This window comes from Enterobacter sp. MGH120, from assembly GCF_001037725.1.
GTDB classification, from domain to species: Bacteria; Pseudomonadota; Gammaproteobacteria; order Enterobacterales; family Enterobacteriaceae; genus Enterobacter; species Enterobacter hormaechei_C.
Genome location: NZ_KQ089940.1, coordinates 4,577,402 through 4,602,426 on the forward strand (window position 1 = coordinate 4,577,402; position 25,025 = coordinate 4,602,426).

28 protein-coding genes, 1 tRNA gene, 1 rRNA gene and 1 pseudogene are annotated in these 25,025 nt (G+C 55.4%); 19 read left to right on the forward strand and 12 right to left on the reverse strand.

The features are described 5' to 3' along the window. Nucleotides 1-56: 56 nt before the first annotated feature. Genes frdA through frdD form a run of 4 tightly spaced genes read left to right on the forward strand, consistent with a single transcriptional unit; the run spans nt 57 to nt 3,350 of the window. Complete coding sequence (gene frdA / locus SK54_RS21380; protein WP_047728108.1) at nt 57-1,847, forward strand: fumarate reductase (quinol) flavoprotein subunit; 1,791 nt, start codon at nt 57-59, stop codon at nt 1,845-1,847. After that, nucleotides 1,840-2,574 carry a fumarate reductase iron-sulfur protein gene (gene frdB, locus SK54_RS21385; protein WP_048247922.1) on the forward strand — a complete coding sequence of 245 codons (735 nt, stop codon included), beginning with the start codon at nt 1,840-1,842 and terminating at the stop codon, nt 2,572-2,574. The genes frdA and frdB overlap by 8 nt, the downstream gene beginning before the upstream one ends. A gap of 10 nt (nt 2,575-2,584) precedes the next feature. Beyond that, complete coding sequence (gene frdC, locus SK54_RS21390) at nt 2,585-2,980, forward strand: fumarate reductase subunit FrdC (protein WP_017383964.1); 396 nt, start codon at nt 2,585-2,587, stop codon at nt 2,978-2,980. 10 nt (nt 2,981-2,990) lie between these two features. Further along, nucleotides 2,991-3,350: a fumarate reductase subunit FrdD gene (frdD, locus tag SK54_RS21395; protein ID WP_000609653.1), complete on the forward strand. Its 360-nt coding sequence runs from the start codon at nt 2,991-2,993 to the stop codon at nt 3,348-3,350. A gap of 29 nt (nt 3,351-3,379) precedes the next feature. Here frdD and ampR read toward each other — a convergent pair whose 3' ends face one another. Beyond that, on the reverse strand, nt 3,380-4,255 hold the full coding sequence (gene ampR / locus SK54_RS21400) for a LysR family transcriptional regulator AmpR (protein ID WP_023302952.1): 876 nt from the start codon (nt 4,253-4,255) through the stop codon (nt 3,380-3,382). A 132-nt stretch (nt 4,256-4,387) separates the two neighbouring features. Here ampR and blaACT point away from each other — a divergent pair. Continuing rightward, nucleotides 4,388-5,532, forward strand: a pseudogene (blaACT, locus tag SK54_RS21405) (ACT family cephalosporin-hydrolyzing class C beta-lactamase). 158 nt (nt 5,533-5,690) lie between these two features. Continuing rightward, nucleotides 5,691-6,221 (forward strand): lipocalin family protein, encoded by a 531-nt coding sequence (locus SK54_RS21410; protein ID WP_023295791.1) that lies wholly within the window; start codon nt 5,691-5,693, stop codon nt 6,219-6,221. Here SK54_RS21410 and sugE read toward each other — a convergent pair. Next, on the reverse strand, nt 6,218-6,535 hold the full coding sequence (gene sugE / locus SK54_RS21415) for a quaternary ammonium compound efflux SMR transporter SugE (protein ID WP_015572453.1): 318 nt from the start codon (nt 6,533-6,535) through the stop codon (nt 6,218-6,220). The genes SK54_RS21410 and sugE overlap by 4 nt on opposite strands. A 262-nt stretch (nt 6,536-6,797) precedes the next feature. Between sugE and SK54_RS21420 the strand changes: the two genes are divergently transcribed. Continuing rightward, nucleotides 6,798-7,397: a helix-turn-helix transcriptional regulator gene (locus SK54_RS21420; RefSeq protein ID WP_047716192.1), complete on the forward strand. Its 600-nt coding sequence runs from the start codon at nt 6,798-6,800 to the stop codon at nt 7,395-7,397. A gap of 37 nt (nt 7,398-7,434) precedes the next feature. Here the strand turns inward: SK54_RS21420 and ecnB are convergent, their stop codons facing one another. From ecnB to efp, 3 genes are all read right to left on the reverse strand, one after another. Next, nucleotides 7,435-7,581: a lipoprotein toxin entericidin B gene (gene ecnB, locus SK54_RS21425; protein ID WP_003855942.1), complete on the reverse strand. Its 147-nt coding sequence runs from the start codon at nt 7,579-7,581 to the stop codon at nt 7,435-7,437. A 108-nt stretch (nt 7,582-7,689) separates the two neighbouring features. Then, nucleotides 7,690-7,821: an entericidin A/B family lipoprotein gene (locus SK54_RS21430; RefSeq protein WP_015572451.1), complete on the reverse strand. Its 132-nt coding sequence runs from the start codon at nt 7,819-7,821 to the stop codon at nt 7,690-7,692. Between the two features lie 57 nt (nt 7,822-7,878). Beyond that, nucleotides 7,879-8,445 (reverse strand): elongation factor P, encoded by a 567-nt coding sequence (efp, locus tag SK54_RS21435; protein WP_003855940.1) that lies wholly within the window; start codon nt 8,443-8,445, stop codon nt 7,879-7,881. Between the two features lie 40 nt (nt 8,446-8,485). Between efp and epmB the strand changes: the two genes are divergently transcribed. Continuing rightward, a complete protein-coding gene (epmB, locus tag SK54_RS21440; protein ID WP_032652269.1) occupies nt 8,486-9,514 on the forward strand; it encodes an EF-P beta-lysylation protein EpmB in 1,029 nt (342 codons plus the stop codon). Nucleotides 9,515-9,579: 65 nt separating this feature from the next. On the opposite strand, the gene SK54_RS21445 is transcribed toward epmB, so the two are convergent. Continuing rightward, nucleotides 9,580-9,933, reverse strand: a complete 354-nt coding sequence (locus SK54_RS21445) for a DUF4156 domain-containing protein (protein ID WP_003855938.1) — start codon at nt 9,931-9,933, stop codon at nt 9,580-9,582. Between the two features lie 233 nt (nt 9,934-10,166). Here SK54_RS21445 and SK54_RS21450 point away from each other — a divergent pair, with 233 nt between their 5' ends. From SK54_RS21450 to iadA, 3 genes are read left to right on the forward strand one after another with little or no spacing between them, the layout of a single operon-like run. Beyond that, a complete protein-coding gene (locus SK54_RS21450) occupies nt 10,167-10,814 on the forward strand; it encodes a nucleoside recognition domain-containing protein (protein WP_017694685.1) in 648 nt (215 codons plus the stop codon). Beyond that, on the forward strand, nt 10,811-11,272 hold the full coding sequence (locus SK54_RS21455; protein ID WP_047728106.1) for a YjiG family protein: 462 nt from the start codon (nt 10,811-10,813) through the stop codon (nt 11,270-11,272). Before SK54_RS21450 ends, SK54_RS21455 begins: the two co-directional genes overlap by 4 nt. Nucleotides 11,273-11,282: 10 nt before the next feature. Continuing rightward, complete coding sequence (gene iadA, locus SK54_RS21460; RefSeq protein WP_047728104.1) at nt 11,283-12,446, forward strand: beta-aspartyl-peptidase; 1,164 nt, start codon at nt 11,283-11,285, stop codon at nt 12,444-12,446. 65 nt (nt 12,447-12,511) lie between these two features. Here the strand turns inward: iadA and groL are convergent, their stop codons facing one another. Both groL and SK54_RS21470 read right to left on the reverse strand, forming a co-directional pair. Continuing rightward, nucleotides 12,512-14,158 (reverse strand): chaperonin GroEL, encoded by a 1,647-nt coding sequence (gene groL / locus SK54_RS21465; RefSeq protein WP_015572446.1) that lies wholly within the window; start codon nt 14,156-14,158, stop codon nt 12,512-12,514. 39 nt (nt 14,159-14,197) lie between these two features. Continuing rightward, nucleotides 14,198-14,491 carry a co-chaperone GroES gene (locus SK54_RS21470; RefSeq protein ID WP_003855929.1) on the reverse strand — a complete coding sequence of 98 codons (294 nt, stop codon included), beginning with the start codon at nt 14,489-14,491 and terminating at the stop codon, nt 14,198-14,200. 178 nt (nt 14,492-14,669) lie between these two features. Between SK54_RS21470 and yjeH the strand changes: the two genes are divergently transcribed. After that, the gene (yjeH, locus tag SK54_RS21475; RefSeq protein ID WP_032646955.1) at nt 14,670-15,917 is read left to right on the forward strand and encodes an L-methionine/branched-chain amino acid transporter; all 1,248 of its coding nucleotides are present in this window, start codon (nt 14,670-14,672) and stop codon (nt 15,915-15,917) included. 23 nt (nt 15,918-15,940) lie between these two features. Here yjeH and SK54_RS21480 read toward each other — a convergent pair whose 3' ends face one another. Then, nucleotides 15,941-16,405 carry an FxsA family protein gene (locus tag SK54_RS21480; RefSeq protein ID WP_003855925.1) on the reverse strand — a complete coding sequence of 155 codons (465 nt, stop codon included), beginning with the start codon at nt 16,403-16,405 and terminating at the stop codon, nt 15,941-15,943. 335 nt (nt 16,406-16,740) lie between these two features. Here SK54_RS21480 and aspA point away from each other — a divergent pair, with 335 nt between their 5' ends. The 5 genes from aspA to SK54_RS21505 all read left to right on the forward strand — a co-directional run bounded on the left by aspA (nt 16,741) and on the right by SK54_RS21505 (nt 22,324). Continuing rightward, the gene (gene aspA / locus SK54_RS21485; protein ID WP_015572444.1) at nt 16,741-18,177 is read left to right on the forward strand and encodes an aspartate ammonia-lyase; all 1,437 of its coding nucleotides are present in this window, start codon (nt 16,741-16,743) and stop codon (nt 18,175-18,177) included. Nucleotides 18,178-18,293: 116 nt separating this feature from the next. Further along, on the forward strand, nt 18,294-19,595 hold the full coding sequence (locus SK54_RS21490) for an anaerobic C4-dicarboxylate transporter (RefSeq protein ID WP_047728100.1): 1,302 nt from the start codon (nt 18,294-18,296) through the stop codon (nt 19,593-19,595). Nucleotides 19,596-19,708: 113 nt separating this feature from the next. Then, on the forward strand, nt 19,709-20,032 hold the full coding sequence (cutA, locus tag SK54_RS21495; protein WP_003855908.1) for a divalent cation tolerance protein CutA: 324 nt from the start codon (nt 19,709-19,711) through the stop codon (nt 20,030-20,032). Continuing rightward, nucleotides 20,008-21,699: a protein-disulfide reductase DsbD gene (locus SK54_RS21500; RefSeq protein WP_017694687.1), complete on the forward strand. Its 1,692-nt coding sequence runs from the start codon at nt 20,008-20,010 to the stop codon at nt 21,697-21,699. Before cutA ends, SK54_RS21500 begins: the two co-directional genes overlap by 25 nt. 49 nt (nt 21,700-21,748) lie before the next feature. Next, the gene (locus tag SK54_RS21505) at nt 21,749-22,324 is read left to right on the forward strand and encodes a transcriptional regulator (RefSeq protein WP_017383972.1); all 576 of its coding nucleotides are present in this window, start codon (nt 21,749-21,751) and stop codon (nt 22,322-22,324) included. On the opposite strand, the gene SK54_RS21510 is transcribed toward SK54_RS21505, so the two are convergent. Then, complete coding sequence (locus SK54_RS21510) at nt 22,321-22,911, reverse strand: LysE family translocator (protein ID WP_017694688.1); 591 nt, start codon at nt 22,909-22,911, stop codon at nt 22,321-22,323. The two genes, SK54_RS21505 and SK54_RS21510, sit on opposite strands and share 4 nt — an antisense overlap. A 37-nt stretch (nt 22,912-22,948) precedes the next feature. After that, nucleotides 22,949-23,794, reverse strand: a complete 846-nt coding sequence (locus tag SK54_RS21515; protein ID WP_017694689.1) for an AraC family transcriptional regulator — start codon at nt 23,792-23,794, stop codon at nt 22,949-22,951. A 169-nt stretch (nt 23,795-23,963) separates the two neighbouring features. Between SK54_RS21515 and SK54_RS21520 the strand changes: the two genes are divergently transcribed. After that, nucleotides 23,964-24,039 (forward strand) — tRNA-Phe (locus SK54_RS21520). A 113-nt stretch (nt 24,040-24,152) separates the two neighbouring features. Next, nucleotides 24,153-24,770, forward strand: a complete 618-nt coding sequence (locus SK54_RS21525; RefSeq protein ID WP_048247976.1) for a DUF2238 domain-containing protein — start codon at nt 24,153-24,155, stop codon at nt 24,768-24,770. 107 nt (nt 24,771-24,877) lie between these two features. Here SK54_RS21525 and rrf read toward each other — a convergent pair. Continuing rightward, nucleotides 24,878-24,993, reverse strand: a 5S ribosomal RNA gene (rrf, locus tag SK54_RS21530). Nucleotides 24,994-25,025: the final 32 nt, after the last annotated feature.

The following is a 25,025-nucleotide window of genomic DNA, read 5'->3' on the forward strand; positions in this document are numbered from 1 at the left end:
GGTGAACGTCCTTTAGTTCATCCCGTTGCGGGAAAACAAAAATCTGGAGGAATGTCGTGCAAACTTTTCAAGCCGATCTTGCCGTAATAGGCGCTGGCGGGGCTGGATTACGCGCTGCAATTGCTGCGGCACAAGCCAATCCGAACGCTAAAATCGCATTGATTTCAAAAGTCTATCCGATGCGCAGCCACACGGTAGCCGCAGAAGGAGGATCCGCCGCCGTCGCGCAGGATCATGACAGCTTCGAATACCATTTCCACGACACGGTTGCAGGGGGCGACTGGCTTTGCGAACAGGATGTCGTTGATTACTTCGTGCACCATTGCCCAACGGAAATGACCCAGCTGGAACAGTGGGGATGCCCGTGGAGCCGACGTCCGGACGGGAGCGTCAACGTCCGCCGCTTCGGTGGCATGAAGATCGAACGCACCTGGTTTGCCGCCGATAAGACCGGCTTCCACATGCTGCACACCCTGTTCCAGACCTCCCTCCAGTTCCCACAAATCCAGCGCTTTGACGAACATTTCGTTCTCGACATTCTGGTCGACGACGGTCATGCGCGCGGACTGGTGGCGATGAACATGATGGAAGGCACGCTTGTCCAGATCCGCGCGAATGCGGTGGTGATGGCAACGGGCGGTGCGGGTCGCGTATACCGCTACAACACCAACGGCGGCATCGTCACCGGTGACGGTATGGGCATGGTACTTAGCCACGGCGTCCCGCTGCGTGATATGGAGTTCGTCCAGTATCACCCAACCGGCCTGCCGGGCTCCGGCATACTGATGACGGAAGGCTGCCGCGGTGAAGGCGGTATTCTGGTCAACAAAAACGGCTATCGCTATTTGCAGGATTACGGCATGGGTCCGGAAACCCCGCTTGGCGAGCCGAAAAACAAATACATGGAACTCGGCCCACGCGACAAAGTTTCTCAGGCTTTCTGGCACGAGTGGCGCAAAGGCAACACCATCTCAACGCCGCGCGGCGACGTGGTGCATCTCGACCTGCGTCATCTCGGCGAGAAGAAACTGCTGGAGCGTCTGCCGTTTATCTGCGAGCTGGCGAAAGCCTATGTGGGCGTCGATCCGGTGAAAGAGCCGATCCCGGTGCGTCCAACCGCGCACTACACCATGGGCGGTATCGAAACCGACCAGCAGTGCGAAACCCGCATCAAAGGGCTGTTTGCGGTGGGCGAGTGTTCCTCCGTCGGTCTGCACGGCGCAAACCGTCTGGGCTCGAACTCGCTGGCTGAGCTGGTGGTCTTTGGTCGCATGGCGGGCGAACGTGCGATGGAGCGTGCCGCAACGGCAGGTGAAGCTAACAGCGCGGCGCTGGATGCGCAGGTTGCAGACGTCGAAAAACGCCTGAAAGGCCTGGTGAACCAGGAAGGTAACGAAAACTGGTCGAAGATCCGCGACGAAATGGGGCTGTCGATGGAAGAAGGCTGCGGGATCTACCGTACGCCAGAGCTGATGCAGAAAACCGTCGACAAGCTGGCCGAGTTGCAGGAGCGCTTCAAACGCGTGCGCATCACCGACACCTCCAGCGTCTTCAATACCGATCTGCTTTATACCATTGAACTGGGCCACGGCCTGAACGTCGCAGAATGTATGGCCCATTCCGCCCTGGCGCGTAAAGAGTCCCGCGGCGCGCACCAGCGCCTGGATGAGGGCTGCACCGAACGTGACGACGTCAATTTCCTTAAACATACTCTCGCCTGGCGCGATGCGGATGGCACTACGCGACTGGACTACAGCGACGTGAAAATCACCACGCTGCCACCGGCGAAACGCGTGTACGGTGCAGAAGCAGAAGCCGCCGATAAGAAGGAGAAGGCGAATGGCTGAGATGCAAAAACTGAAAATTGAAGTGGTGCGCTACAATCCGGAAGTGGACGCCGCGCCGCACAGCGCTTTCTATGAAGTCCCTTACGACGAGCAAACCTCCCTGCTGGATGCGCTCGGCTATATTAAAGATAACCTGGCCCCAGACCTGAGCTACCGCTGGTCCTGCCGCATGGCAATTTGCGGCTCCTGCGGCATGATGGTCAACAAGGTGCCAAAGCTGGCGTGTAAAACCTTCCTGCGTGATTACACCAAAGGTATCAAGGTTGAAGCGCTGGGCAACTTCCCGATTGAGCGCGATCTGGTGGTCGACATGACCCACTTTATCGAAAGCCTCGAAGCGATTAAGCCGTACATCATCGGCAACCCGCGCATGCCGGATCAGGGGCCAAACACCCAGACGCCCGCGCAGATGGCGAAATACCATCAGTTCTCCGGCTGCATCAACTGCGGCCTGTGCTATGCCGCCTGTCCGCAGTTTGGCCTGAACCCTGAGTTCATCGGCCCGGCCGCCATTACCCTGGCGCACCGCTATAACGAAGACAGCCGCGACCACGGTAAAAAAGAACGTATGGCGCAGCTTAACAGCCAGAACGGGGTCTGGAGCTGCACATTCGTGGGCTACTGCTCCGAAGTGTGTCCGAAGCACGTCGACCCGGCCGCCGCCATTCAGCAGGGAAAGGTGGAAAGCTCGAAAGACTTTCTTATCGCTACCCTGAAACCACGCTAAGGAGTGCATGATGACGACTAAACGCAAAGCCTACGTGCGGCCAATGCCGTCCACCTGGTGGAAAAAACTGCCGTTTTATCGCTTCTATATGCTGCGTGAAGGCACGGCTGTTCCCGCGGTCTGGTTCAGCCTCGAACTGCTGTACGGGGTTTATGCCCTCAAGCACGGCCCGGAAGCCTGGGCCAGTTTTGTGGGCTTCCTGCAAAACCCAATCATCGTTGTGCTGAACCTGATTGTGCTCGCCGCCGCGCTGCTTCATACCAAAACCTGGTTTGAACTGGCGCCAAAAGCAGCGAACATCATTGTAAAAGGCGAAAAAATGGGGCCAGAGCCGGTCATTAAAGGGCTCTGGGCAGTGACGGCAGTTGTCTCTGTGGTCATTCTGTTTGTCGCACTGTTCTGGTAAGGAGACTACTGTGATCAATCCAAATCCAAAACGTTCAGACGAGCCGGTCTTCTGGGGGCTGTTTGGCGCAGGCGGCATGTGGAGCGCCATTATTGCCCCGGTCATTATCCTGCTGGTCGGGATCATGCTGCCGCTGGGGTTGTTCCCGGGCGATGCGCTGAGCTATGAGCGCGTACTGGCCTTTGCGAGCAGCTTTATTGGCCGCGTGTTCATCTTCCTGATGATCGTCCTGCCGCTGTGGTGTGGTCTGCATCGTATCCACCATGCGATGCACGATCTGAAAATCCATGTGCCAAGCGGTAAATGGGTCTTCTACGGTCTGGCGACCATTCTGACGGTCGTCACGTTGATTGCCGTGGTCACCATCTGACTGAACAGGCCCGCCATCCGGCGGGCTTTTTACTTTTTCATCTTCTCCACCAGCCACCGGGAAAATTCGCGCATGGCTGGCGTTTCTGCCCGGGACTGCAATCGGGTCAGCCAGTAGCTGCCGAGCTCAATCTGCGTCGCAAAGGGCTGCACAATGCGCTCGCTGGCTAACAGATGGGTAAACATATCGACAGGCGCAATAGCAATACCCACCCCTGCCTGAGCGGCCTCCAGCATGGTCACGGACGAATCAAATACCATCACGCGGTGCGTTGGCGAAGGGGGATGCTCGCCGGCCGCCTGCATCCACGCGGTCCACTCGTCGCGTCGGTAGGAGCGCAGCAGCGTAAACCTGAGGATGTCGGCCGGACTGTGCAGACTGGCGGCAATATCAGGCGTACACAGCGGCGCGAGCGGCGCATGACAAAGAAATTCAGCCTCGGTACCGTGCCACGCCCCGCCACCGTAGCGGATCGTATAGTCAAGCCCTTCGGCAGCCGGATCAACGCGGTTGTTATGGGTGGAAAGCTGAAGATCGATGTGTGGGTAGCCACGGCGAAAATCCTCCAGCTGCGAGAATAAGACCCCGGTGGCAAACGTACCCACCACGCCGATTTTCAGCTTCTCCTGCGCACGATGGTTAGCGAAGCGATCCAGCATTCCGGCTATACGATCGAACGAATCATTCAGCACCGGCAGTAAATTTTCGCCCTCGGTAGTCAACATCAGCCCGCGCGACACGCGAATGAACAGCTGACAGTTCAGGTGCTGCTCCAGCGTTTTCACATGCTGGCTAATAGCCGAATGCGTCACATTCAGTTCAATGGCCGCATGCGTAAAGCTGAGATGTCTTGCGGCGGCCTCAAAAGCCCGAAGCGAATTGAGGGGTAGATAGCTTCGCGTCATGGTCGCTTCCGTTAGAAAAATTAACAGCTAATGCTAAATTTAACCGTTTGTCAGGCACTGTCAAATCCAACAGACTACGCCTGTCTGACGGGCCCGGACATCCCCTTGACTCGCTATTACGGAAGATTACTGATGATGAAAAAATCCCTTTGCTGCGCCCTGCTGCTCGGCATCTCTTGCTCTGCTCTCGCCACGCCAGTGTCAGAAAAACAGCTGGCGGAGGTGGTCGCGAATACGGTTACCCCGCTGATGAAAGCCCAGTCTGTTCCAGGCATGGCGGTGGCCGTTATTTATCAGGGAAAACCGCACTATTACACGTTTGGCAAGGCCGATATCGCGGCGAATAAATCCGTTACGCCTCAGACCCTGTTCGAGCTGGGTTCTATAAGTAAAACCTTCACCGGCGTTTTAGGTGGGGATGCCATTGCTCGCGGTGAAATTTCGCTGGACGATCCGGTGACCAGATACTGGCCACAGCTGACGGGCAAGCAGTGGCAGGGTATTCGTATGCTGGATCTCGCCACCTACACCGCTGGCGGCCTGCCGCTACAGGTACCGGATGAGGTCACGGATAACGCCTCCCTGCTGCGCTTTTATCAAAACTGGCAGCCGCAGTGGAAGCCTGGCACAACGCGTCTTTACGCCAACGCCAGCATCGGTCTTTTGGTGCGCTGGCGGTCAAACCTTCTGGCATGCCCTATGAGCAAGCCATGACGACGCGGGTCCTTAAGCCGCTCAAGCTGGACCATACCTGGATTAACGTGCCGAAAGCGGAAGAGGCGCATTACGCCTGGGGCTATCGTGATGGTAAAGCGGTGCGTGTTTCGCCGGGTATGCTGGATGCACAAGCCTATGGCGTGAAAACCAACGTGCAGGATATGGCGAACTGGGTCATGGCAAACATGGCGCCGGAGAACGTTGCTGATGCCTCACTTAAGCAGGGCATCGCGCTGGCGCAGTCGCGCTACTGGCGTATCGGGTCAATGTATCAGGGTCTGGGCTGGGAGATGCTCAACTGGCCCGTGGAGGCCAACACGGTGGTCGAGGGCAGTGACAGTAAGGTAGCGCTGGCGCCGTTGCCCGTGGCAGAAGTGAATCCACCGGCTCCCCCGGTCAAAGCGTCCTGGGTCCATAAAACGGGCTCTACTGGCGGGTTTGGCAGCTACGTGGCCTTTATTCCTGAAAAGCAGATCGGTATTGTGATGCTCGCGAATACAAGCTATCCGAACCCGGCACGCGTTGAGGCGGCATACCATATCCTCGAGGCGCTACAGTAAAACATTGCCGGGTGGCGCTGCGCTTACCCGGCCTACACAACGCGTGAACTTTGTAGGCCGGGTAAGGCGAAGCCGTCACCCGGCAAAACACCCTGCACAATCTCCCGCATTTTCCTTGCTGTCATCTACACTTAACAAAAAACAGTAAGGAAACTCCTATGCGCATTCTGCCTGTTATTGCCGCAGTAACAGCCGCGTTTTTAGTGGTTGCTTGCAGTTCCCCTACTCCTCCGCCTGGCGTCACGGTAGTCAGTAATTTCGACGCACAGCGCTTCCTCGGCACCTGGTATGAAATCGCCCGAATGGACCATCAGTTCGAACGGGGCTTAGAAAAAGTCACGGTCAGCTACAGCGCGATGGATGACGGCGGGATCCGGGTCATTAACCGCGGTTATAACCCGGATCGCCAGATGTGGCAGCAGTCAGTTGGTCAGGCCTATTTCACCGGCGCGTCTAACCGCGCGGCCATGAAAGTCTCTTTCATCGGCCCATTCTACGGCGGGTATAACGTCATTGCGCTGGACAGAGAGTACCGCCATGCGCTGGTGTGTGGGCCGGATCGCAACTATCTATGGCTCCTCTCCCGCACGCCAACGATCTCGACGGAAATGAAACAGCAGATGCTGGACATAGCGACCCGGCAAGGGTTTGACGTGACGAAATTAATCTGGGTAAAACAGCTGCATTAGTGCGTACTGAGTTTTAACCCGATGATACCCGCGACGATTAACGCGAGGCTGGCGATGCGCGCCAGACTCGCAGACTCCCCCAGCAGCAGAATGCCGGTAATGGCAGCCCCTACCGCGCCAATTCCAGTCCAGACAGCGTAAGCCGTTCCGACTGGCAAGGTTCGCATCGCCCATGACAGCATGACGATACTGACAATCATTGCGGCGATAGTGATGACGCTGGGCGTCAGGCGGGTAAAACCGTGGGTATATTTCAGGCCAATTGCCCATACCACTTCGAGCAAACCGGCAATAACAAGAACGATCCAGGACATATCAGGCTCCTTAACTTAACGACAAGTTGGGGCCGTCCCCGATGAATGAAGCGCTTACGGGTCGTCCCGCAAGGCTGAGGTTGCGCCTTATATTTTGGTTAGTATGGAATTTTTTTTCAAACTTTTTCTGCTGAACACGTTAAGGCAAGAAATAGCCTCAGTAAGGCACGGAGTTCAGGCATTTATGACTCATCCGACTTCTCTATGATGATAGGCTTTCTGATGGCAGGAAGCCAAACCACTAGCCGACTGCGAAAATTATATGTTCAAAATTCTTTTGATTGACCGTTGTCACTTCACCCGCACGGGATTTGAAGCCTGGCTCAATCATTCAGACCTGTTTTCGGGTCATTTCGTCGTAACCGGGGTAAATAATCTTTTCCTCGCCAGAGAGCATATCCTGCAATGGAAACCTGCGCTGGTCATCGCTGATTTATCGGGCTTCCGGCAGGATTTACACCATTTTCAGCAGCTATCTTCCCTGCTTATTGCCAGCGAAACATTGCCTTTTATTATGCTGCAATCGGGGCAGGAGCAGGCGATGACAGATTATCTGGCGCAGTTCCCGATATGGTCTTCACTTTCCAAAAATACCGATCTGGAAAAACTGGCGGCGGTGATAAACGACGCGCTAACGACATGCGTAAGCGCGGAGCTTCCGGAAATGGCGGCACCGTTACTGACGCGTCAGGAAGAGAGAGTACTGACCCTGTGGATGGATGGTGCGAGCAACCAGAAAATTGCCAGCAATCTGCGCATTAACGGAAAAACGGTGTATACGTACAAACGCAATATCCGCATGAAGCTTCATATGGATACGCGTTACTCCCCGTTTTTATCGCTACAGGAAGTGGAGAATTGACGGTACGGTGAAGTTAGCTGCCGTACCGTCGCTTTCATTAGTTCTGAGCTTTAGTTGCTGCGCCAGAAATCGCGTTACCACCGTCGGAGATATCTTCCCCTACGCCACGGGTGGTGTTACATGCAGTCAGTACCGAAGAAAGCACCAGAACAGAAAAGATCGCTGCAATTGTTTTCTTAACCATAATATCTTCCTTTTATAGCCAAAGTTATTTTGTGTATAGCAACTTAAGAATAGACAAGATCTTGTCGTTTGACGGAAAAGGAAGAATTTTTAGGAAAATTAGACGGAATTAGCTGGCCGCATGGGAAATGATATGGCCGAGATCCTGAATATCTTCGCCCACGCCACGCGCGGTGTTGCAACCGGAGAGAATTGCGCTGGAGAACGCTAACAGAAGCAGAATCTTAACGGTACGTTTCATCTTCCCTGCCTGCAAAATCAGGCGCAGCGGGCGCTGCGCCTTTAATCATGACGTAAATTACTTCACGCGGGATACGTATTCGCCGGAGCGGGTATCCACTTTGATCACTTCACCGATCTGTACGAACAGTGGCACTTTAACCACCGCGCCGGTAGACAGGGTGGCAGGCTTGCCGCCAGTACCTGCGGTATCACCTTTCAGACCTGGATCGGTTTCAACGATTTCCAGCTCAACGAAGTTCGGAGGCGTAACCGCGATAGGCTGACCGTTCCACAGGGTAACGATGCACTCAGCCTGATCCAGCAGCCACTTGGCGTTGTCGCCAATCGCTTTCGCGTCCGCAGACAGCTGCTCGAAGGTTTCGTTGTTCATGAAGTGCCAGAACTCACCGTCGTTGTACAGGTAAGTCAGGTTCATATCGACAACATCAGCGCCTTCAGCGGAGTCAGTAGATTTGAAGGTTTTCTCAACACGGGTACCGGTCAGCAGGCGGCGCAGCTTAACGCGTGCGAATGCCTGGCCTTTACCTGGTTTAACGAATTCGCTGGCTTCAACCGCGTACGGTTCGCCGTCCATCATGATTTTAAGACCAGCACGAAAATCGTTGCTATAGTACGTTGCCATAAGGCCCTCTAAATTTGTTAACTGGTAGCTAAGCCACAAAATGGCGCATATTGTAACCCTAAACACCCCGTCCAGAGAAGATTGGTTATCGCAACTTGCCGATGTAATCACCAGTCCTGATGAATTGCTGCGTCTTTTAGACCTCGAACAGCACGAAGCGTTGCGTGCAGGTCGTGAGGCGAAGCGCCTTTTCGCCCTGCGCGTTCCCCGCGCGTTTGTTGCCCGAATGGAAAAGGGTAACCCTGATGATCCATTATTAAAACAGACGCTTACCTCTCAGGATGAGTTTATTACCGCCCCCGGATACAGCACCGATCCGCTGGAAGAGCAAAACAGTGTCGTACCGGGTTTGCTGCATAAATACCGTAATCGCGCCCTGCTGCTGGTTAAGGGTGGTTGCGCGGTAAATTGCCGCTATTGCTTCCGTCGCCACTTCCCGTACGCCGAAAATCAGGGCAATAAACGCAACTGGCAGGTGGCACTGGACTACATCGCGGCGCACCCGGAACTGGATGAAATCATCTTTTCCGGCGGCGACCCGCTGATGGCAAAAGATCATGAGCTGGACTGGCTGCTGACTCAGCTTGAGACCATCCCGCACATTAAGCGTCTGCGCATTCACAGCCGTTTACCGATCGTCATCCCGGCGCGTATCACCGACGCCCTGGTCACGCGCCTGGATCAGTCCCGTTTGCAGGTGCTGCTGGTGAACCATATCAACCACGCGAATGAAATTGACGCGGACTTTCGTGCGGCGATGGCGCGTATGCGAAAGGCAGGCGTGACGCTGCTCAACCAGAGCGTATTACTGCGCGGCGTGAACGACAGCGCCCGCGTGCTGGCCGATCTCAGCAATGCCTTATTTGATGCGGGCGTAATGCCCTATTACCTGCATGTTCTGGATCGCGTCCAGGGCGCGGCGCACTTCATGGTGACAGATGAAGAGGCCCGGAAGATTATGCGCGAGCTGTTAACGCTGGTTTCGGGTTATATGGTGCCGAAGCTGGCACGTGAGATTGGCGGAGAGCCGAGTAAGACGCCGCTGGATTTGCAGCTGCGGCAGCAGTAAAAAGGCAGGTGGCGCTACGCTTACCTGCCCTGGAGATAAAGCGGCAGCGCCATCAAAAAGTTATATCAGTTCGGGCACTTATAGACCTGGCCGTTCATCTGGCTGGCGGTTGGCACAAAGCTGGACAGCATCCCCTGCGTCGGGCTGCTCACCCCGTAAATGACGTTGCCGCCCATTGCCGCAGCCTGATTACGCAGGGCATTGGCCGCACCGCGCATAGAGCCGCCCTCTTCGCCGTGCTGCCCCGACATCCAGTTGCTTTGCTCGCCAGTGGCGGTGCCTAACAGCTGGCATTCGCTGCCCGGCTTATCTTCCACAAAGCGAACGCTCTGGCCCGCTGCCGTCAGCTCATTGCTGGTGCTACAACCCGCCAGCAGCAATGCTGCACCTACAATCCCTGCACAGACTTTTATGCGCATGTTATTCCTCGTTTTCAATAAGCTGGACAGTAGTTGTCCGCGTGTAAACCTTATACTAAAAAGATGACCAAAAGAAAAATGCTGAGCATTTCTGCGAGCCAGATTCCGCTGGCACTCCTCCGACATCTTAAATGAATTCTGATAATAACCTTTGGGATATCGTGTTTTAGCCCCCGATCGTTTTTAGTGATGCGACGTACAACTTTTGTACGCGACTCAAAAAAGGGGGTTTCATGAGTGCATCATCCTCAGGAGAGGAAAAAGTAACCTGGGTGGGCTACCTGGCGTTCGTGCTCACCATCGTATTTTTCTCAGGTTTTTTCGCCAAAAGTACCGAATGGTGGCGCGTGCTGGATTTTACCGTGCTGAACGGCAGCTTTGGACCGGTGAACGGCGCGCTGACGTTTCGCGGTGAGGGCGGCACAGGAGCGAAAGACGGTTTTTTATTTGCCCTTGAACTGGCGCCCTCGGTCATTTTATCGCTCGGGATCATTGCCGTTACCGAGGGGCTGGGCGGGCTGCGTGCCGCACAACAGCTCATGACGCCCATTCTGCGCCCGCTGCTCGGCGTGCCGGGCATCTGCTCTCTGGCGCTTATCGCCAACCTGCAAAATACCGATGCAGCCGCAGGGATGACCAAAGAGTTGACTGACGAAGGGGCGATTACTGACCATGAACGCGCCATTTTCGCCACCTTCCAGACCAGCGGTAGCGCCATTATTACCAACTATTTTTCTTCTGGTGCCGCACTCTTTACCTTTATTACCGTCCCGGTGATCACGCCGCTTGCCGTCATTCTGGTGTTCAAATTTGTTGGCGCGAACTTCCTGCGACTGTGGATCGCCCACATGGAAGTTCGCCGCGTTCAGGAGGAAAAATGATCGCCCAGCCGCGTAAAAATATCATGGACCTGTTTATCGATGGCGCCCGCCGCGGCTTTACCATCGCCACCACCAGCCTGCTGCCGAACGTGGTCATGGCGTTTGTCATCATTCAGGCGCTCAAGGTAACCGGCCTGCTGGATATTGTCGGCAGGGTATGCGAGCCCATCATGGCCCTGTGGGGACTTCCGGGTGCGGCGGCAACGGTTCTTCTGGCCTCGGTAATGAGCATGGGCGGCGGTGTGGGGGTCTGCGCCAGTCTGGTCGCTGCCGGCACGCTCAACGGTCACGATGCCACCATCCTGCTGCCTGCCATCTATCTGATGGGTAATCCGGTGCAAAACACGGGCCGTTGCCTGGGCACCGCAGGCGTCAATCCGAAATATTATCCGCACATCATCGCTGTCTGCGTCATTAACGCCCTGCTCTCAATGTGGGTGATGCAGCTACTCTTCTGAGGAGATAAAAATGGATTTTTCAGTGCTGGAACCGCACCTTTTCCGCAATGCGCAGCTTTACGCTCCCGAGGATCTTGGGCATTGCGATCTGCTGATTGCCGGAGGAAAAATCGTCGCAGTCGAAAAAGCGGGCCACGCCACAACGAGGCCAGACTGTCCTGAAAGCGATCTCGCCGGAGCGGTGGTTTGTCCGGGGTTTATCGATCAGCATGTACACCTGATTGGCGGCGGCGGTGAAGCCGGTCCCCACACCCGGACGCCAGAGGTGCGATTGTCTGCGCTGGTGGCGGCTGGCATCACCTCCGTTGTTGGCCTGCTGGGCACCGACGGCGTGACCCGCCATCCCGAGTCGCTGCTGGCGAAAACGCGGGCGCTTGAGCATGAAGGGATCAGCACGTGGATGCTGACAGGCGCGTATGGCCTGCCTTCTCCGACGATTACCGGGAGTATCGAAAAGGATGTGGCGCTGATTGATAAAATCATTGGCGTGAAATGCGCGATTTCCGACCATCGCTCTTCCGCTCCGGCAGATGACCAGCTCGCGAATATGGCCGCCCAGTCACGCGTCGGCGGGCTGCTGGGTGCCAAAGCGGGGATATCCGTGTTTCACCTCGGCAACAGCCCGAAACTGCTGGAGCCGCTGCTTAACATCCTGAATAACGCCGACGTGCCCCGCACGAAGCTGCTGCCAACTCACGTCAACCGCGCCCAGGCACTGTTCCACGCCGCACTGGACTATGCCCGCGAAGGGGGGTACATCGACATCACCACCAGCATCAGCGAGCCTGTTGATGCCGCCACCGCTATCGCGACGGCCCGTGAAGCACAGGTGCCGTTTAACCGGCTCACGCTCAGCTCGGATGGCAACGGCAGCCAGCCGAATTTTGACGCAAATGGTAATCTTGTTGGCATTGGCGTGGCGGGATTTGAGTCCCTGCTTGAGACGCTACAGCAGCTGGTCGGCCGGTATCACCTGCCGCTGGAGGAGGCGCTTCTTCCGTTTACGCGTAACGTGGCGGAGTTTCTCGGCCTGGAGCATAAAGGGCGGATCGCGCCCGGATGCGATGCCGACGTCCTGGTGCTGACCGATGATCTTAAGATCCGTGAGGTCTGGGCGAAAGGCCGCCAGATGGTGCGTGGAGGCGTTGTGTGCGTGAAAGGCACCTTTGAGTAGAAGACAATAAAAAACCCCGGGCATTGCTGCCCGGGGTTCGTTCTGAGAGGTTCAGAACAACATGATTACATCATGCCGCCCATGCCACCCATGCCGCCCATACCACCAGCAGCACCTAAGTCAGGCGCGTCGCCTTTAGGCAGGTCGGTCACCATGCACTCGGTCGTGATCATCAGACCAGCTACAGATGCCGCGTATTGCAGTGCAGAACGGGTCACTTTAGTTGGATCCAGGATACCGAAGTCGATCATGTTGCCGTATTCTTCAGTTGCCGCGTTGTAACCGTAGTTACCTTCACCCGCTTTCACGTTGTTCGCAACCACAGACGGCTCTTCACCGGCGTTGGACACGATCTGACGCAGAGGAGCTTCCATCGCGCGCAGCGCAACTTTGATACCCACGTTCTGGTCTTCGTTCTGAGCAGTCAGGCCAGCCAGTTTAGCGGCTACACGTACCAGCGCGACACCACCACCAGCAACCACGCCTTCTTCTACCGCAGCACGGGTCGCGTGCAGGGCATCGTCAACGCGTGCTTTCTTCTCTTTCATTTCAACTTCGGTAGCCGCACCGACTTTGATTACCGCTACGCCGCCTGCCAGTTTCGCTACGCGCTCCTGGAGTTTTTCACGGTCGTAATCGGAAGTTGCTTCTTCGATCTGCTTACGGATCTGACCAACACGGCCCTGAATAGCAGCTTCTTCACCCACACCGTCGATGATGGTGGTGGTGTCTTTGTTGATCACAACGCGTTTCGCCTGGCCCAGGTCTTCCAGGGTCGCTTTTTCCAGCTCCATACCGATCTCTTCGGAGATCACGGTACCGCCAGTCAGGGTAGCGATATCCTGAAGCATCGCTTTACGACGATCGCCGAAGCCAGGTGCTTTAACCGCTGCCACTTTCACGATGCCACGCATGGTGTTAACCACCAGAGTCGCCAGCGCTTCGCCTTCAACGTCTTCAGCAATGATTACCAGCGGCTTGCCTGCTTTCGCAACGGCTTCCAGCACTGGCAGCATTTCGCGGATGTTGGAGATTTTCTTGTCAGCCAGCAGGATGAACGGGCTTTCCAGCTCAACAGCGCCAGTTTCTGGCTTGTTGATGAAGTATGGAGACAGGTAACCGCGATCGAACTGCATACCTTCAACCACGTCCAGTTCGTCTTCCAGACCAGTACCGTCTTCAACGGTGATCACGCCTTCTTTACCGACTTTATCCATCGCTTCAGCGATCAGTTTACCTACGGTTTCGTCGGAGTTAGCGGAGATAGTACCAACCTGAGCAATGGCTTTAGAGTCAGAGCACGGTACGGACAGCGCTTTCAGTTCTTCAACAGCAGAGGCGACAGCTTTGTCGATACCACGTTTCAGATCCATTGGGTTCATGCCCGCAGCAACGGCTTTCAGGCCTTCGGTGATGATCGCCTGCGCCAGTACGGTCGCGGTGGTGGTGCCGTCACCGGCAGCGTCGTTCGCTTTAGAGGCAACTTCTTTCACCATCTGTGCGCCCATGTTTTCGAACTTGTCTTCCAGCTCGATTTCACGTGCAACAGAAACACCATCTTTGGTGATGGTTGGCGCGCCGAAGGATTTGTCCAGCACTACGTTACGGCCTTTCGGGCCCAGAGTGACTTTCACTGCGTCTGCCAGTACGTTTACGCCGCGGAGCATTTTTACACGAGCGTCGTTACCGAATTTTACGTCTTTAGCTGCCATGTTCTTATTTCCTCAAATTCGTACAGTTTCGTGCGTTAATTACGCTTCAACAATTGCCAGAATGTCGCTCTCGGACATGATCAACACTTCTTCATTGTCGATCTTCTCGGATTTCACGCCGTAGCCATCGTTGAAAATGACGATGTCACCAACTTTAACGTCCAGTGGCTGCACAGTTCCGTTTTCCAGGATGCGGCCCTTACCGACAGCGATGATTTCGCCACGCGTTGATTTTGCTGCTGCTGAACCGGTCAGAACGATGCCGCCAGCAGACTTGGTTTCAACTTCTTTACGTTTGACGATCACACGATCATGTAACGGACGAATACTCATTGATAGCTCTCCTTTGAGAAAGTCATTATCAGTTATGGATGACGCCGGTCCGCATGCGGTTTTCCGGCTAGTGCCCTGAGAGATGGGGATAGCTTTTTACCCCTTCAAGGGGTAATCGAAAAAAAATTTGCGAAAGTGTTACCATCCACTCTCTTTTGATGGTGGCGGGACGAGGTAAATGAGTGGACTCAGGCAGGAGTTGGGGCTGGCGCAGGGCATTGGCTTACTCTCAACGTCTTTATTAGGCACGGGAGTATTTGCGGTTCCCGCGCTGGCGGCGCTGGTCGCCGGCAATAACAGTCTTTGGGCATGGCCGGTGCTGATCGTGCTGGTGTTTCCGGTGGCGATTGTCTTTGCCATACTCGGGCGGCACTTCCCGAGCGCAGGCGGCGTAGCGCATTTTGTCGGCATGGCGTTTGGGCCGCGGATGGAGCGCGTCACCGGCTGGCTATTTTTGTCGGTGATACCCGTTGGCCTTCCGGCAGCCCTGCATATCGCAACCGGCTTCGGACAGGCGCTGTTTGGCTGGCACGATGAACAACTGCTGCTGGCTGAACTCGGTACGCTGGCCATTGTCTGGTGGGTTGGCTCGCGCGGGGCCAGTTCCAGCGCCAATCTGCAAACGCTGGTCGCCGTGTTAATTGTCGCGCTGATCGTCGCCATCTGGTTTGCGGGTGACATTACGGTGGCGGATATTCCTTTCCCCGCGATTAACGACATCGACCACGCACAGCTTTTCGCTGCACTATCCGTCATGTTCTGGTGTTTCGTCGGTCTGGAGGCGTTCGCTCATCTGGCATCCGAGTTCAAACAGCCCGAGCGTGATTTTCCCCGCGCCCTGATGATTGGCCTGCTGCTGGCGGGCACCGTGTACTGGGCCTGTACCGTACTGGTGCTGCACTTTAACGCATTCGGTGAAGAGAAAGCCGCCGCCGCGTCGCTGCCGGGCATCGTGGTGCAGCTGTTTGGCGTTAAAGCCCTGTGGGTAGCCTGCGTAATTGGCTATCTCGCCTGCTTTGCCAGCCTCAACATCTATATTCAGAGCTTCGCCCGGCTGGTGTGGTCTCAGGCACTTTATAAACCGGATAGCCCCCTCTCACGCCTGTCAAAACGTCAGCTTCCGGTGAATGCGCTGAATACCGTACTGGGCTGCTGCGTGGTGAGTTCCCTGGCCATTTATCTCCTCGACATCAACCTTGACGCGCTGATTGTCTACGCCAACGGTATTTTCATCATGATCTACCTGCTGTGCATGCTGGCGGGCTGTCGGCTGCTGAAAGGTCGCTTTAAGGCGCTGGCGGCTGTCGGTTGTGTCCTGTGCCTGATGCTGCTGGCGATGGTAGGATGGAAGAGTGTGTACGCCATCGTCATGCTGGCGGGGCTGTGGGTGTTTTTACCGAAGCGGCAAGATCCGCAGGCCCGGTGAGCGAGCGCCACCGGGCCACAAACTCACCGATCGTCTTTATGATCTAACCGGTCGCGCTGCTCATCCTTACGCTGGTATTCCCCTTCAAAGGTATCCCCCGGGCCGGTGCTGAAACCACCGCCTGGCATACGGCTGAAACGCAGGTGCGGCAGCAGCTTCATGGTCAGGTGCTTCTGCACCGGCGGCAACAGCAACAGCAGGCCGAGGAAGTCGGTGAAGAAACCAGGCAGGATCAGCAGCAGGCCAGCAATAATCAGCGACACGCTTTTGATCATCTCGGCTGCCGGGCTTTCGCCTGCGGCCATCTTCTGCTGCATTAACAGGAAATTTTTGAAACCCTGATTGCGCACCAGCGACATGCCGATGACGGAGGTGAAGATCACCAGAATCAGCGTCAGCAGGACGCCCAGCACATGGGCAACCTGAATGAAAATCGAAATCTCAATGTAAACATAAAGAAAGAAAGCAATAAATGGTATCCAGCGCACTGGCATCTCCTGTGTGGCAGGTGCCTTCAGGCCCCTGACTGAATGTGTTCGCGAAGCGCGTAGATAAGAAATGGTGACGGTTAGCCAAAATTCAATCGGTTTGCACGGATATTTTTTCTGGAAATATTAAAGCGGTGACATATTTCACAGATTAATAATTATCATGAAATCGGGTCGATAATAAGTGATCCAGCTTACGGCAATTCGCTATCATCAGCATATGATCTCGAACATCTGGCCGATTGAGGGAATAATCGTCGGTCATAAAATATTCAAAACCACATATATACTGTGTGTTTAGTACAATCCATCGGCAGCTTGAAAAGAAGGTTCACATGTTAAACAACATTCGTATCGAAGAAGATTTGTTGGGTACCAGGGAAGTTCCAGCGGATGCCTACTATGGTGTTCACACTCTGAGAGCGATTGAAAACTTCTACATCAGCAACAGCAAAATCAGCGACATCCCTGAATTTGTGCGTGGCATGGTGATGGTAAAAAAAGCCGCGGCTCTGGCGAACAAAGAGCTGCAAACCATTCCTAAAAGCGCTGCAAATGCGATTATCGCCGCGTGCGATGAGGTGCTGAACAACGGTAAATGCATGGATCAGTTCCCGGTTGACGTCTATCAGGGCGGCGCGGGCACCTCCGTCAACATGAACACCAACGAAGTGCTGGCAAACATCGGCCTGGAGCTGATGGGTCATCAGAAAGGTGAATACCAGTACCTGAACCCGAACGATCACGTTAACAAATGTCAGTCCACCAACGACGCCTACCCAACCGGCTTCCGCATCGCGGTGTATGCCTCTATCGTCAAACTGGTCGACGCGATTAATCAGCTGGGCGATGGCTTCCAGCGTAAAGCCGTAGAGTTCCAAGACATCCTGAAAATGGGCCGTACCCAGTTGCAGGACGCGGTGCCAATGACCCTCGGACAGGAATTCCACGCGTTTAACGTGCTGCTGAACGAAGAGACGAAAAACCTGCTGCGCACGTCCGAACTGTTGCTGGAAGTTAACCTGGGCGCAACCGCCATCGGTACACGCCTGAACACGCCAGATGGCTATCAGCAGCTGGCAGTACAGAAGCTGGCTGAAGTGTCCAACCTGCCGGTTGTGCCTGCGGAAGACCTGATTGAAGCCACCTCAGACTGCGGCGCCTATGTGATGGTACACAGCGCCCTGAAACGTCTGGCGGTGAAACTGTCCAAAATCTGTAACGACCTGCGCCTGCTCTCCTCCGGTCCGCGCGCTGGCCTGAATGAAATCAACCTGCCAGAGTTGCAGGCGGGTTCATCCATCATGCCAGCTAAAGTGAACCCGGTGGTGCCAGAGGTGGTGAACCAGGTGTGCTTCAAGGTTATTGGTAACGATACGACCGTCACCATGGCCTCCGAAGCCGGTCAGCTCCAGCTGAACGTGATGGAGCCGGTGATTGGCCAGGCAATGTTTGAATCTATCCATATTCTGACCAACGCCTGCTACAACCTGCTGGAAAAATGCATCAACGGCATCACCGCGAATAAAGAAGTGTGTGAAGGCTACGTCTATAACTCCATCGGCATCGTCACCTACCTCAACCCGTTCATCGGCCACCACAACGGCGATATCGTCGGGAAGATTTGTGCCGAAACCGGTAAGAGCGTGCGTGAGGTTGTTCTCGAGCGAGGATTGTTGACCGAAGCCGAACTGGACGATATCTTCTCCGCCCAGAACCTGATGCACCCGGCATATAAAGCGAAACGATATACCGATGAAAGCGAACAGTAACCGTTCAGGCTAAGCTTCCGAAAGGCACGTCACTTGTGACGTGCCTTTTTTCTTTATGGGCGTTACCAAAACACAACAATTCAATATCAACTTGTTAATGAGCAAGGCAGGTCTTTATGTTTGGAGCAGAACTCGTCATCGTCCTGTTGGCGATTTATTTTGGCGCACGACTCGGGGGTATCGGCATCGGTTTTGCCGGCGGTCTCGGGGTGCTTGTACTTACCCTGATCTTTCAGATTAAACCCGGCGCAATCCCTTTTGACGTTATCGAAATCATCATGGCGGTTATTGCTGCTATCGCGGCCATGCAGGTCGCGGGCGGCATGGACTACCTGGTGAGCCTGGCGGAGCGAATGCTGCGTCGCCATCCGAAATACATCACCTTCCTTGCCCCGCTGGTGACCTGGTTTATGACCATTCTCGCCGGTACCGGCCATACCGCTTTCTCCACGCTGCCGGTAATCACCGAAGTGGCGAAAGAGCAGGGTATTCGCCCGTCTCGCCCTCTTTCTATTGCCGTGGTCGCCTCCCAGATTGCGATTACCGCCTCGCCCATTTCCGCGGCGGTGGTCTTCTTCGCGGGTATCCTTGAGCCGATGGGCGTAAGTTACCTGACGCTGCTGGCAATCTGTATTCCGGTGACGCTGATTGCGGTAATGATCACTGCCGTGCTGTGTAACTTCCTCGGCGCCGAGCTGAAAGACGATCCGGTTTACCAGGAACGTCTGGCAAAAGGTGAAGTGAGCCTGCGCGGTAGCCAGGTCTTCGAGCTGAAGCCGCATGCAAAACGCTCCGTGCTGCTGTTCCTGATTGGTATCGTCGCCGTGATGTTCTACGCCACCGCCATCAGCGATACGGTAGGTCTGATCCAGAACCCGGTTCTGCCGCGTAACGAAGCCATTGTGGTATTTATGCTGACCATCGCGACGCTGATTAGCATCACCTGTAAAATCGACACCAGCGAAGTGCTGAACGCCAGCACCTTCAAATCCGGTATGAGCGCCTGCGTGTGCGTGCTGGGCGTGGCGTGGCTCGGCGATACCTTTGTGAAAGCGCACATTAGCGATATCCAGACCGTTGCAGGCGACCTGCTGCACAACTATCCGTGGCTGCTGGCAGTAGTGCTGTTCTTTGCCGCGACGCTGCTGTACTCCCAGGCTGCGACCACCAAAGCGCTGATGCCTGCGGCACTGATGCTGGGCGTGACGCCGTTGACGGCGATTGCCTCTTTTGCAGCGGTTTCCGCCCTGTTCGTGCTGCCCACCTACCCAACCCTGCTGGCCGCGGTTGAGATGGATGACACTGGCTCAACCCGTATTGGTAAATACGTGTTTAACCACGCGTTCCTGATCCCGGGCGTGGTGGCGATTACGCTCTGCGTGATCCTCGGCTTTATCATCGGCGGCATTGTGCTGTAAACGATTAGCCGTTGTAAAAATAGTTAAAATCGGGCCGCTCTGCGGCCCGTTTCATTAATGACCAACCGCCTTGCGTGATATAGTGAAGACTTTCGTGATGAGGAGGTCGACTTGTGAACACGCCTGATGCTGTTGTTGTACTGTGCACCGCCCCTGATGAAGCTTCTGCCCAGGATCTGGCCGCCAAAGTGTTGGCCGAAAAACTGGCTGCCTGTGTCACACTTCTTCCCGGCGCCACCTCCCTTTATTACTGGGAAGGTAAGCTGGAGCAAGAGTACGAAGTCCAGATGTTGCTCAAAACCAACCTGACAAACCAGCAGGCGCTCCTCGACTGCCTCAAGTCTCATCATCCATACCAAACCCCGGAGCTGCTGGTTCTGCCAGTGGTCCACGGCGATAACGATTATCTCTCATGGCTCAACGCTTCATTACGCTGATCCTGCTGCTGTGCAGCACGTCAGCTTTTGCCGGATTGTTTGACGCACCCGGCCGTTCGAACTTTATTCCTGCCGACCAGGCGTTCGTTTTCGACTTTCAGCAAAACCAGCACGATCTCAGTCTCACCTGGCAGGTGAAAGAGGGTTACTACCTCTATCGCAAGCAGGTCAGCATCACGCCGGCAAAGGCGAACGTCGGCGCATTGCAGATGCCCGCTGGCGAGTGGCACGAGGACGAGTTCTACGGTAAGAGTGAAATTTATCGTCAGCGCTTAAGCGTGCCCGTCACGGTGAATCAGGCGGATAAAGGCGCTACCCTGACGGTGACGTATCAGGGCTGCGCCGATGCGGGCTTCTGCTATCCCCCTGAAACAAAGGTCGTTCCGCTTAGCGAAGTGAAAGCGGCGGCCTCCCCTCTCCCCTCAGGGGAGAGGGGCGAAGGCAAAGCCGCTTCAGACCTTCCGTTCTCAGCGCTTTGGGCGTTATTGATTGGTATCGGCATCGCCTTTACGCCCTGCGTACTGCCCATGTACCCGCTTATCTCTGGCATCGTGCTGGGCGGTAAACAACGCCTTTCCACTACCCGCGCGCTGTTGCTGGCCTTTATCTATGTGCAGGGCATGGCGTTAACCTATACGGCGCTCGGCCTCGTGGTCGCTGCTGCCGGATTGCAGTTCCAGGCCGCCCTTCAGCACCCTTATGTGCTTATCGGTCTGTCAGCGGTGTTTATTCTGCTGGCGCTGTCGATGTTTGGCCTGTTCACCCTGCAACTGCCCTCTTCCCTGCAAACCCGTCTGACGCTGATGAGCAACCGTCAGCAGGGTGGCTCTGCGGGCGGCGTGTTCGCCATGGGTGCCATCGCCGGGCTGATTTGCTCCCCCTGCACCACTGCGCCGTTGAGCGCCATCCTGTTATACATTGCTCAGAGCGGCAACCTGTGGCTCGGCGGCGGCACGCTGTACCTCTACGCGCTCGGCATGGGCCTGCCGCTGATCCTGGTGACGGTGTTTGGCAATCGTCTGCTGCCGAAGAGCGGACCGTGGATGGAGACGGTGAAAACCGCGTTTGGTTTTGTCATTCTGGCGCTACCGGTATTCCTGCTGGAGCGCATCATTGGTGATGTGTGGGGTACACGTCTGTGGGCGATGCTCGGCGTGGCCTTCTTCAGTTGGGCGTTTATCGTGAGTCTGGGGGCGAAGAAACCGTGGATGCGCCTGCTACAGATCCTTCTGCTGGCGGCCGCGCTGGTGAGCGTCCGTCCACTACAGGACTGGGCGTTTGGCACCCCGGCAGGTCAAACGCAGGCTCATCTGAATTTTATACAGATTAAGAACGTGGATGACCTTAACCGCGCCCTGGCGCAGGCGAAAGGCAAACCGGTCATGCTCGATCTCTACGCCGACTGGTGCGTGGCCTGCAAAGAGTTTGAAAAATACACCTTCAGCGATCCGCTGGTACAACATGCGCTGAGCGATACCGTTCTGCTCCAGGCGAACGTTACCGCCAACAGCGCGCAGGATAAGGCTCTACTGAAGCAACTTAATGTGCTCGGGCTGCCTACCATCCTGTTCTTCAATGAACAGGGGGAAGAACAGCCGACGCAGCGTGTAACCGGGTTTATGGACGCAACGACATTCAACGCGCATTTGCGCAATCGCCAACCGTAAACAACACTTTAGACGGGACAAACCGTTGGGAATAGCGGAGGAGATAACCGTGCAACGCGAAGACGTACTGGGACAAGCCCTGCAATTGCTTGAGATTCAAGGGATCGCCAGCACCACGCTTGAGATGGTCGCCGACCGTATTGATTACCCTCTGGATGAACTTAAGCGCTTCTGGCCGGATAAAGAGGCGCTGCTGTATGATGCCCTGCGCTATCTCAGCCAGCAGGTGGATATCTGGCGCAGGCAGCTGATGCTGAATGAAGAGCTGACCACCGAGCAAAAGCTGCTGGCGCGCTATACCGCACTGACGGAGTGTGTAACCAACAACCGTTACCCAGGCTGTCTGTTTATCGCCGCCTGCACCTACTATCCGGATCCCGGACACCCCATCCATCAACTGGCAGATCAGCAAAAACGTGCCGCGCACGAGTTCACACACGAGCTGCTGACCACGCTTGAAGTGGATGATCCGGCAATGGTCGCGAAGCAGATGGAGCTGGTGCTGGAAGGTTGCCTGAGCCGCATGCTGGTGAACCGTAGCCAGGCGGATGTGGATACGGCGCACCGTCTGGCGGAAGATATTTTGCGGTTCGCGCAGTGTCGTATGGGTGGTGCTCTGACCTAAGCCAGCATTCCCGTCCAGGCGGAAATAAACAAGCACAGCGCCATCGCGCGCTGAAATCGCACCATCGCCACGGTGGTGCGGAAAATCCGGTTCACCGCCTTCCCCAGCCACGCCCAGCACAACAAACAAGCCACGGAGATCGCCAGAAACCATAGCGCCATCAGCGCAACATCCCGAAATGCATGGTCGCTTGCCGGAGCAAACAGGCTGACAACTGCCAGCGCCATCATCCACGTTTTTGGGTTTACAACCTGTAATAACGCCGCCGCCCGCGCGGTAAACCGGACATGGCGTCTGGAGGAGAGATTCGCGGCCGGGGCGCTAAACAGCTGCCAGCTCATCCAGGAAAGCCACAGCACGCCCGCCCAGCTCATTACCTGACGTATCAGCGGATACTGGCGTAACACTTCTCCTGCCCCAGCACCTGAAACCAGAACAATAGCGCTGGCGGCAATACACCCGCCCAGGATCGCAGGAAACGTATTTTTTACGCCAAAGTGCTGACTGTTAGCCAGTACCAGAATATTGGTTGGCCCCGGTGTAATCGAGGCGACAAATGCAAACAGCAGGAAGGGTAATAAATTCACAGGTGACTCCTTTTTTATTAGAGCCACGAATGTGCCGTTATTTTCTGGAAACGTCTGGAAGGTTTGTGCACAACCGACGGTAGTGTGCCGGAGAAATACGGTATGCCCGCTGGAACCAGCGACCAAGATGGCTTTGATCGGCAAAACCCACTGCCGCCGCAACATCAACAGGCAGTTCCCCACACGCCAGCATCTGTCGGGCCTTTGCCAGGCGCAGCTGGATAAGCCAGGCGTGCGGCGCCAGGTGAAATTCGCGCTTAAAACAGCGGGTGAGCGTAAAGCGATCTATACCCGTCTCACGGGCAAGGTCTGACAGCCCCACGTTCTCGCCGATATGCGCATAGAGATAGTCGCGGGCACGATGCGCCACGGCGGAGCTTTGTAGCTGAGACGGGAGTTTCTTACGCCAGTGGCAGTGGGCAGTGATCTGAGAGAGCAGGTTATCCATTGTGCTCTGTTGGACGATCTTCATCTCATCGTTATGCAACGAGGCAAATGTATCACCGATAGCGCGCACCAACTGAGGCTCTCGCGTCAGCGTTTGGGCAAAGTGGAGGGTGTAGCTCCCGGGAGTAGAGTCGTACAGCCCTTGAAGCGTACGGGTGAGCCAGTGTTCATCCAGATAAAAGGTCAGATAAGTAAAGCCCCCCTCTATCGGCGCATCACCGTCATGGATCTCCCCGGGCTCAAGTAAAAAAGCATCGCCCGGCTGGCTACGGTGGCGTTCACGGCGACAGTGGAACTGCTGGGTGCCGGAAAGGGTTATTCCGACCAGATAGCTATCATGCCAGTGGGGATCAAAGGCATGTCCTTCGAAATGCGCCTTAATTGTCTCAATACCTGTTTCTGCATGCTGACGCAGCTCAAGCCAGTCGTTTGCCATACTGCCCTCCTCTTACCGTCAGCATTGTCACATCTTGCCTGAACTGTCTGGAAGATTTGTGCAATTCCAGGGCACAAACGGACAGATTGCCGCAAACTTAAGCAGTTGAACAGCTTTTCCCGAAATAATGTTGACGATCGCGCGCGATTGCGGTTTAATGCGCTCCGTTGCCCGGATAGCTCAGTCGGTAGAGCAGGGGATTGAAAATCCCCGTGTCCTTGGTTCGATTCCGAGTCCGGGCACCACTATTTAAAGAACCCAGCCTATGGCTGGGTTTTTGCTTTTCTGTATCTGCTACGCATTGAATTTTCCCTTCTGTCAGGTAATAGTGATTTTTTTCCCTGACAATGAAAATGATATGACCTTATCTGCTTTAAAAGTCGGGTCACTGCTCCTGCTGTTGATCCTGTTTTATACCGGCCTGTTCACGAGCGATCGCATCACCTGGCTGATGGAGGTGACGCCCGTCATTATCATCATCCCACTTCTGCTTGCCACGCATCGGCGATACCCCCTGACTCCCCTTCTCTATACCCTGGTTTTCTTCCACGCCATCATTCTGATGGTTGGTGGTATGTACACCTATGCAAAGGTTCCGGTTGGTTTTGAGGTTCAGGAGGTGCTCGGGCTTAGCCGAAATCCGTATGACAAGCTCGGTCACTTCTTCCAGGGGCTGGTTCCCGCACTGGCAGCGCGAGAAATTCTGCTGCGCGGTGGGTATGTTCGTGGACATAAGATGACGGGATTTCTGGTGTGCTGTGTTGCTCTGGCCATTAGCGCCACCTATGAACTCATTGAGTGGTGGGCAGCTTTGGCAATGGGACAGGGTGCGGATGATTTTCTGGGGACGCAGGGCGATCCATGGGATACCCAGTCTGATATGTTTTGCGCGCTGCTTGGTGCGTTAACGACGGTGCTGATCCTTGGGCGTTTCCATCAGCGGCAATTGCTTCGTTTGAATGTTTGTCAGGGATAGTACGCTCTGAGTTGCCGGGTGGCGGCTTCGCCTTACCCGGCCTGCCGTTTTTCAGCAAACAAACGCAAAAAGGCCATCCTTCCGGATGGCCTCTTCACTTGTTTGATGCCTGGCAGTTCCCTACTCTCACATGGGGAGACCCCACACTACCATCGGCGCTACGGCGTTTCACTTCTGAGTTCGGCATGGGGTCAGGTGGGACCACCGCGCTAAAGCCGCCAGGCAAATTCTGTTAATCTGTATCAGGCTGAAAAT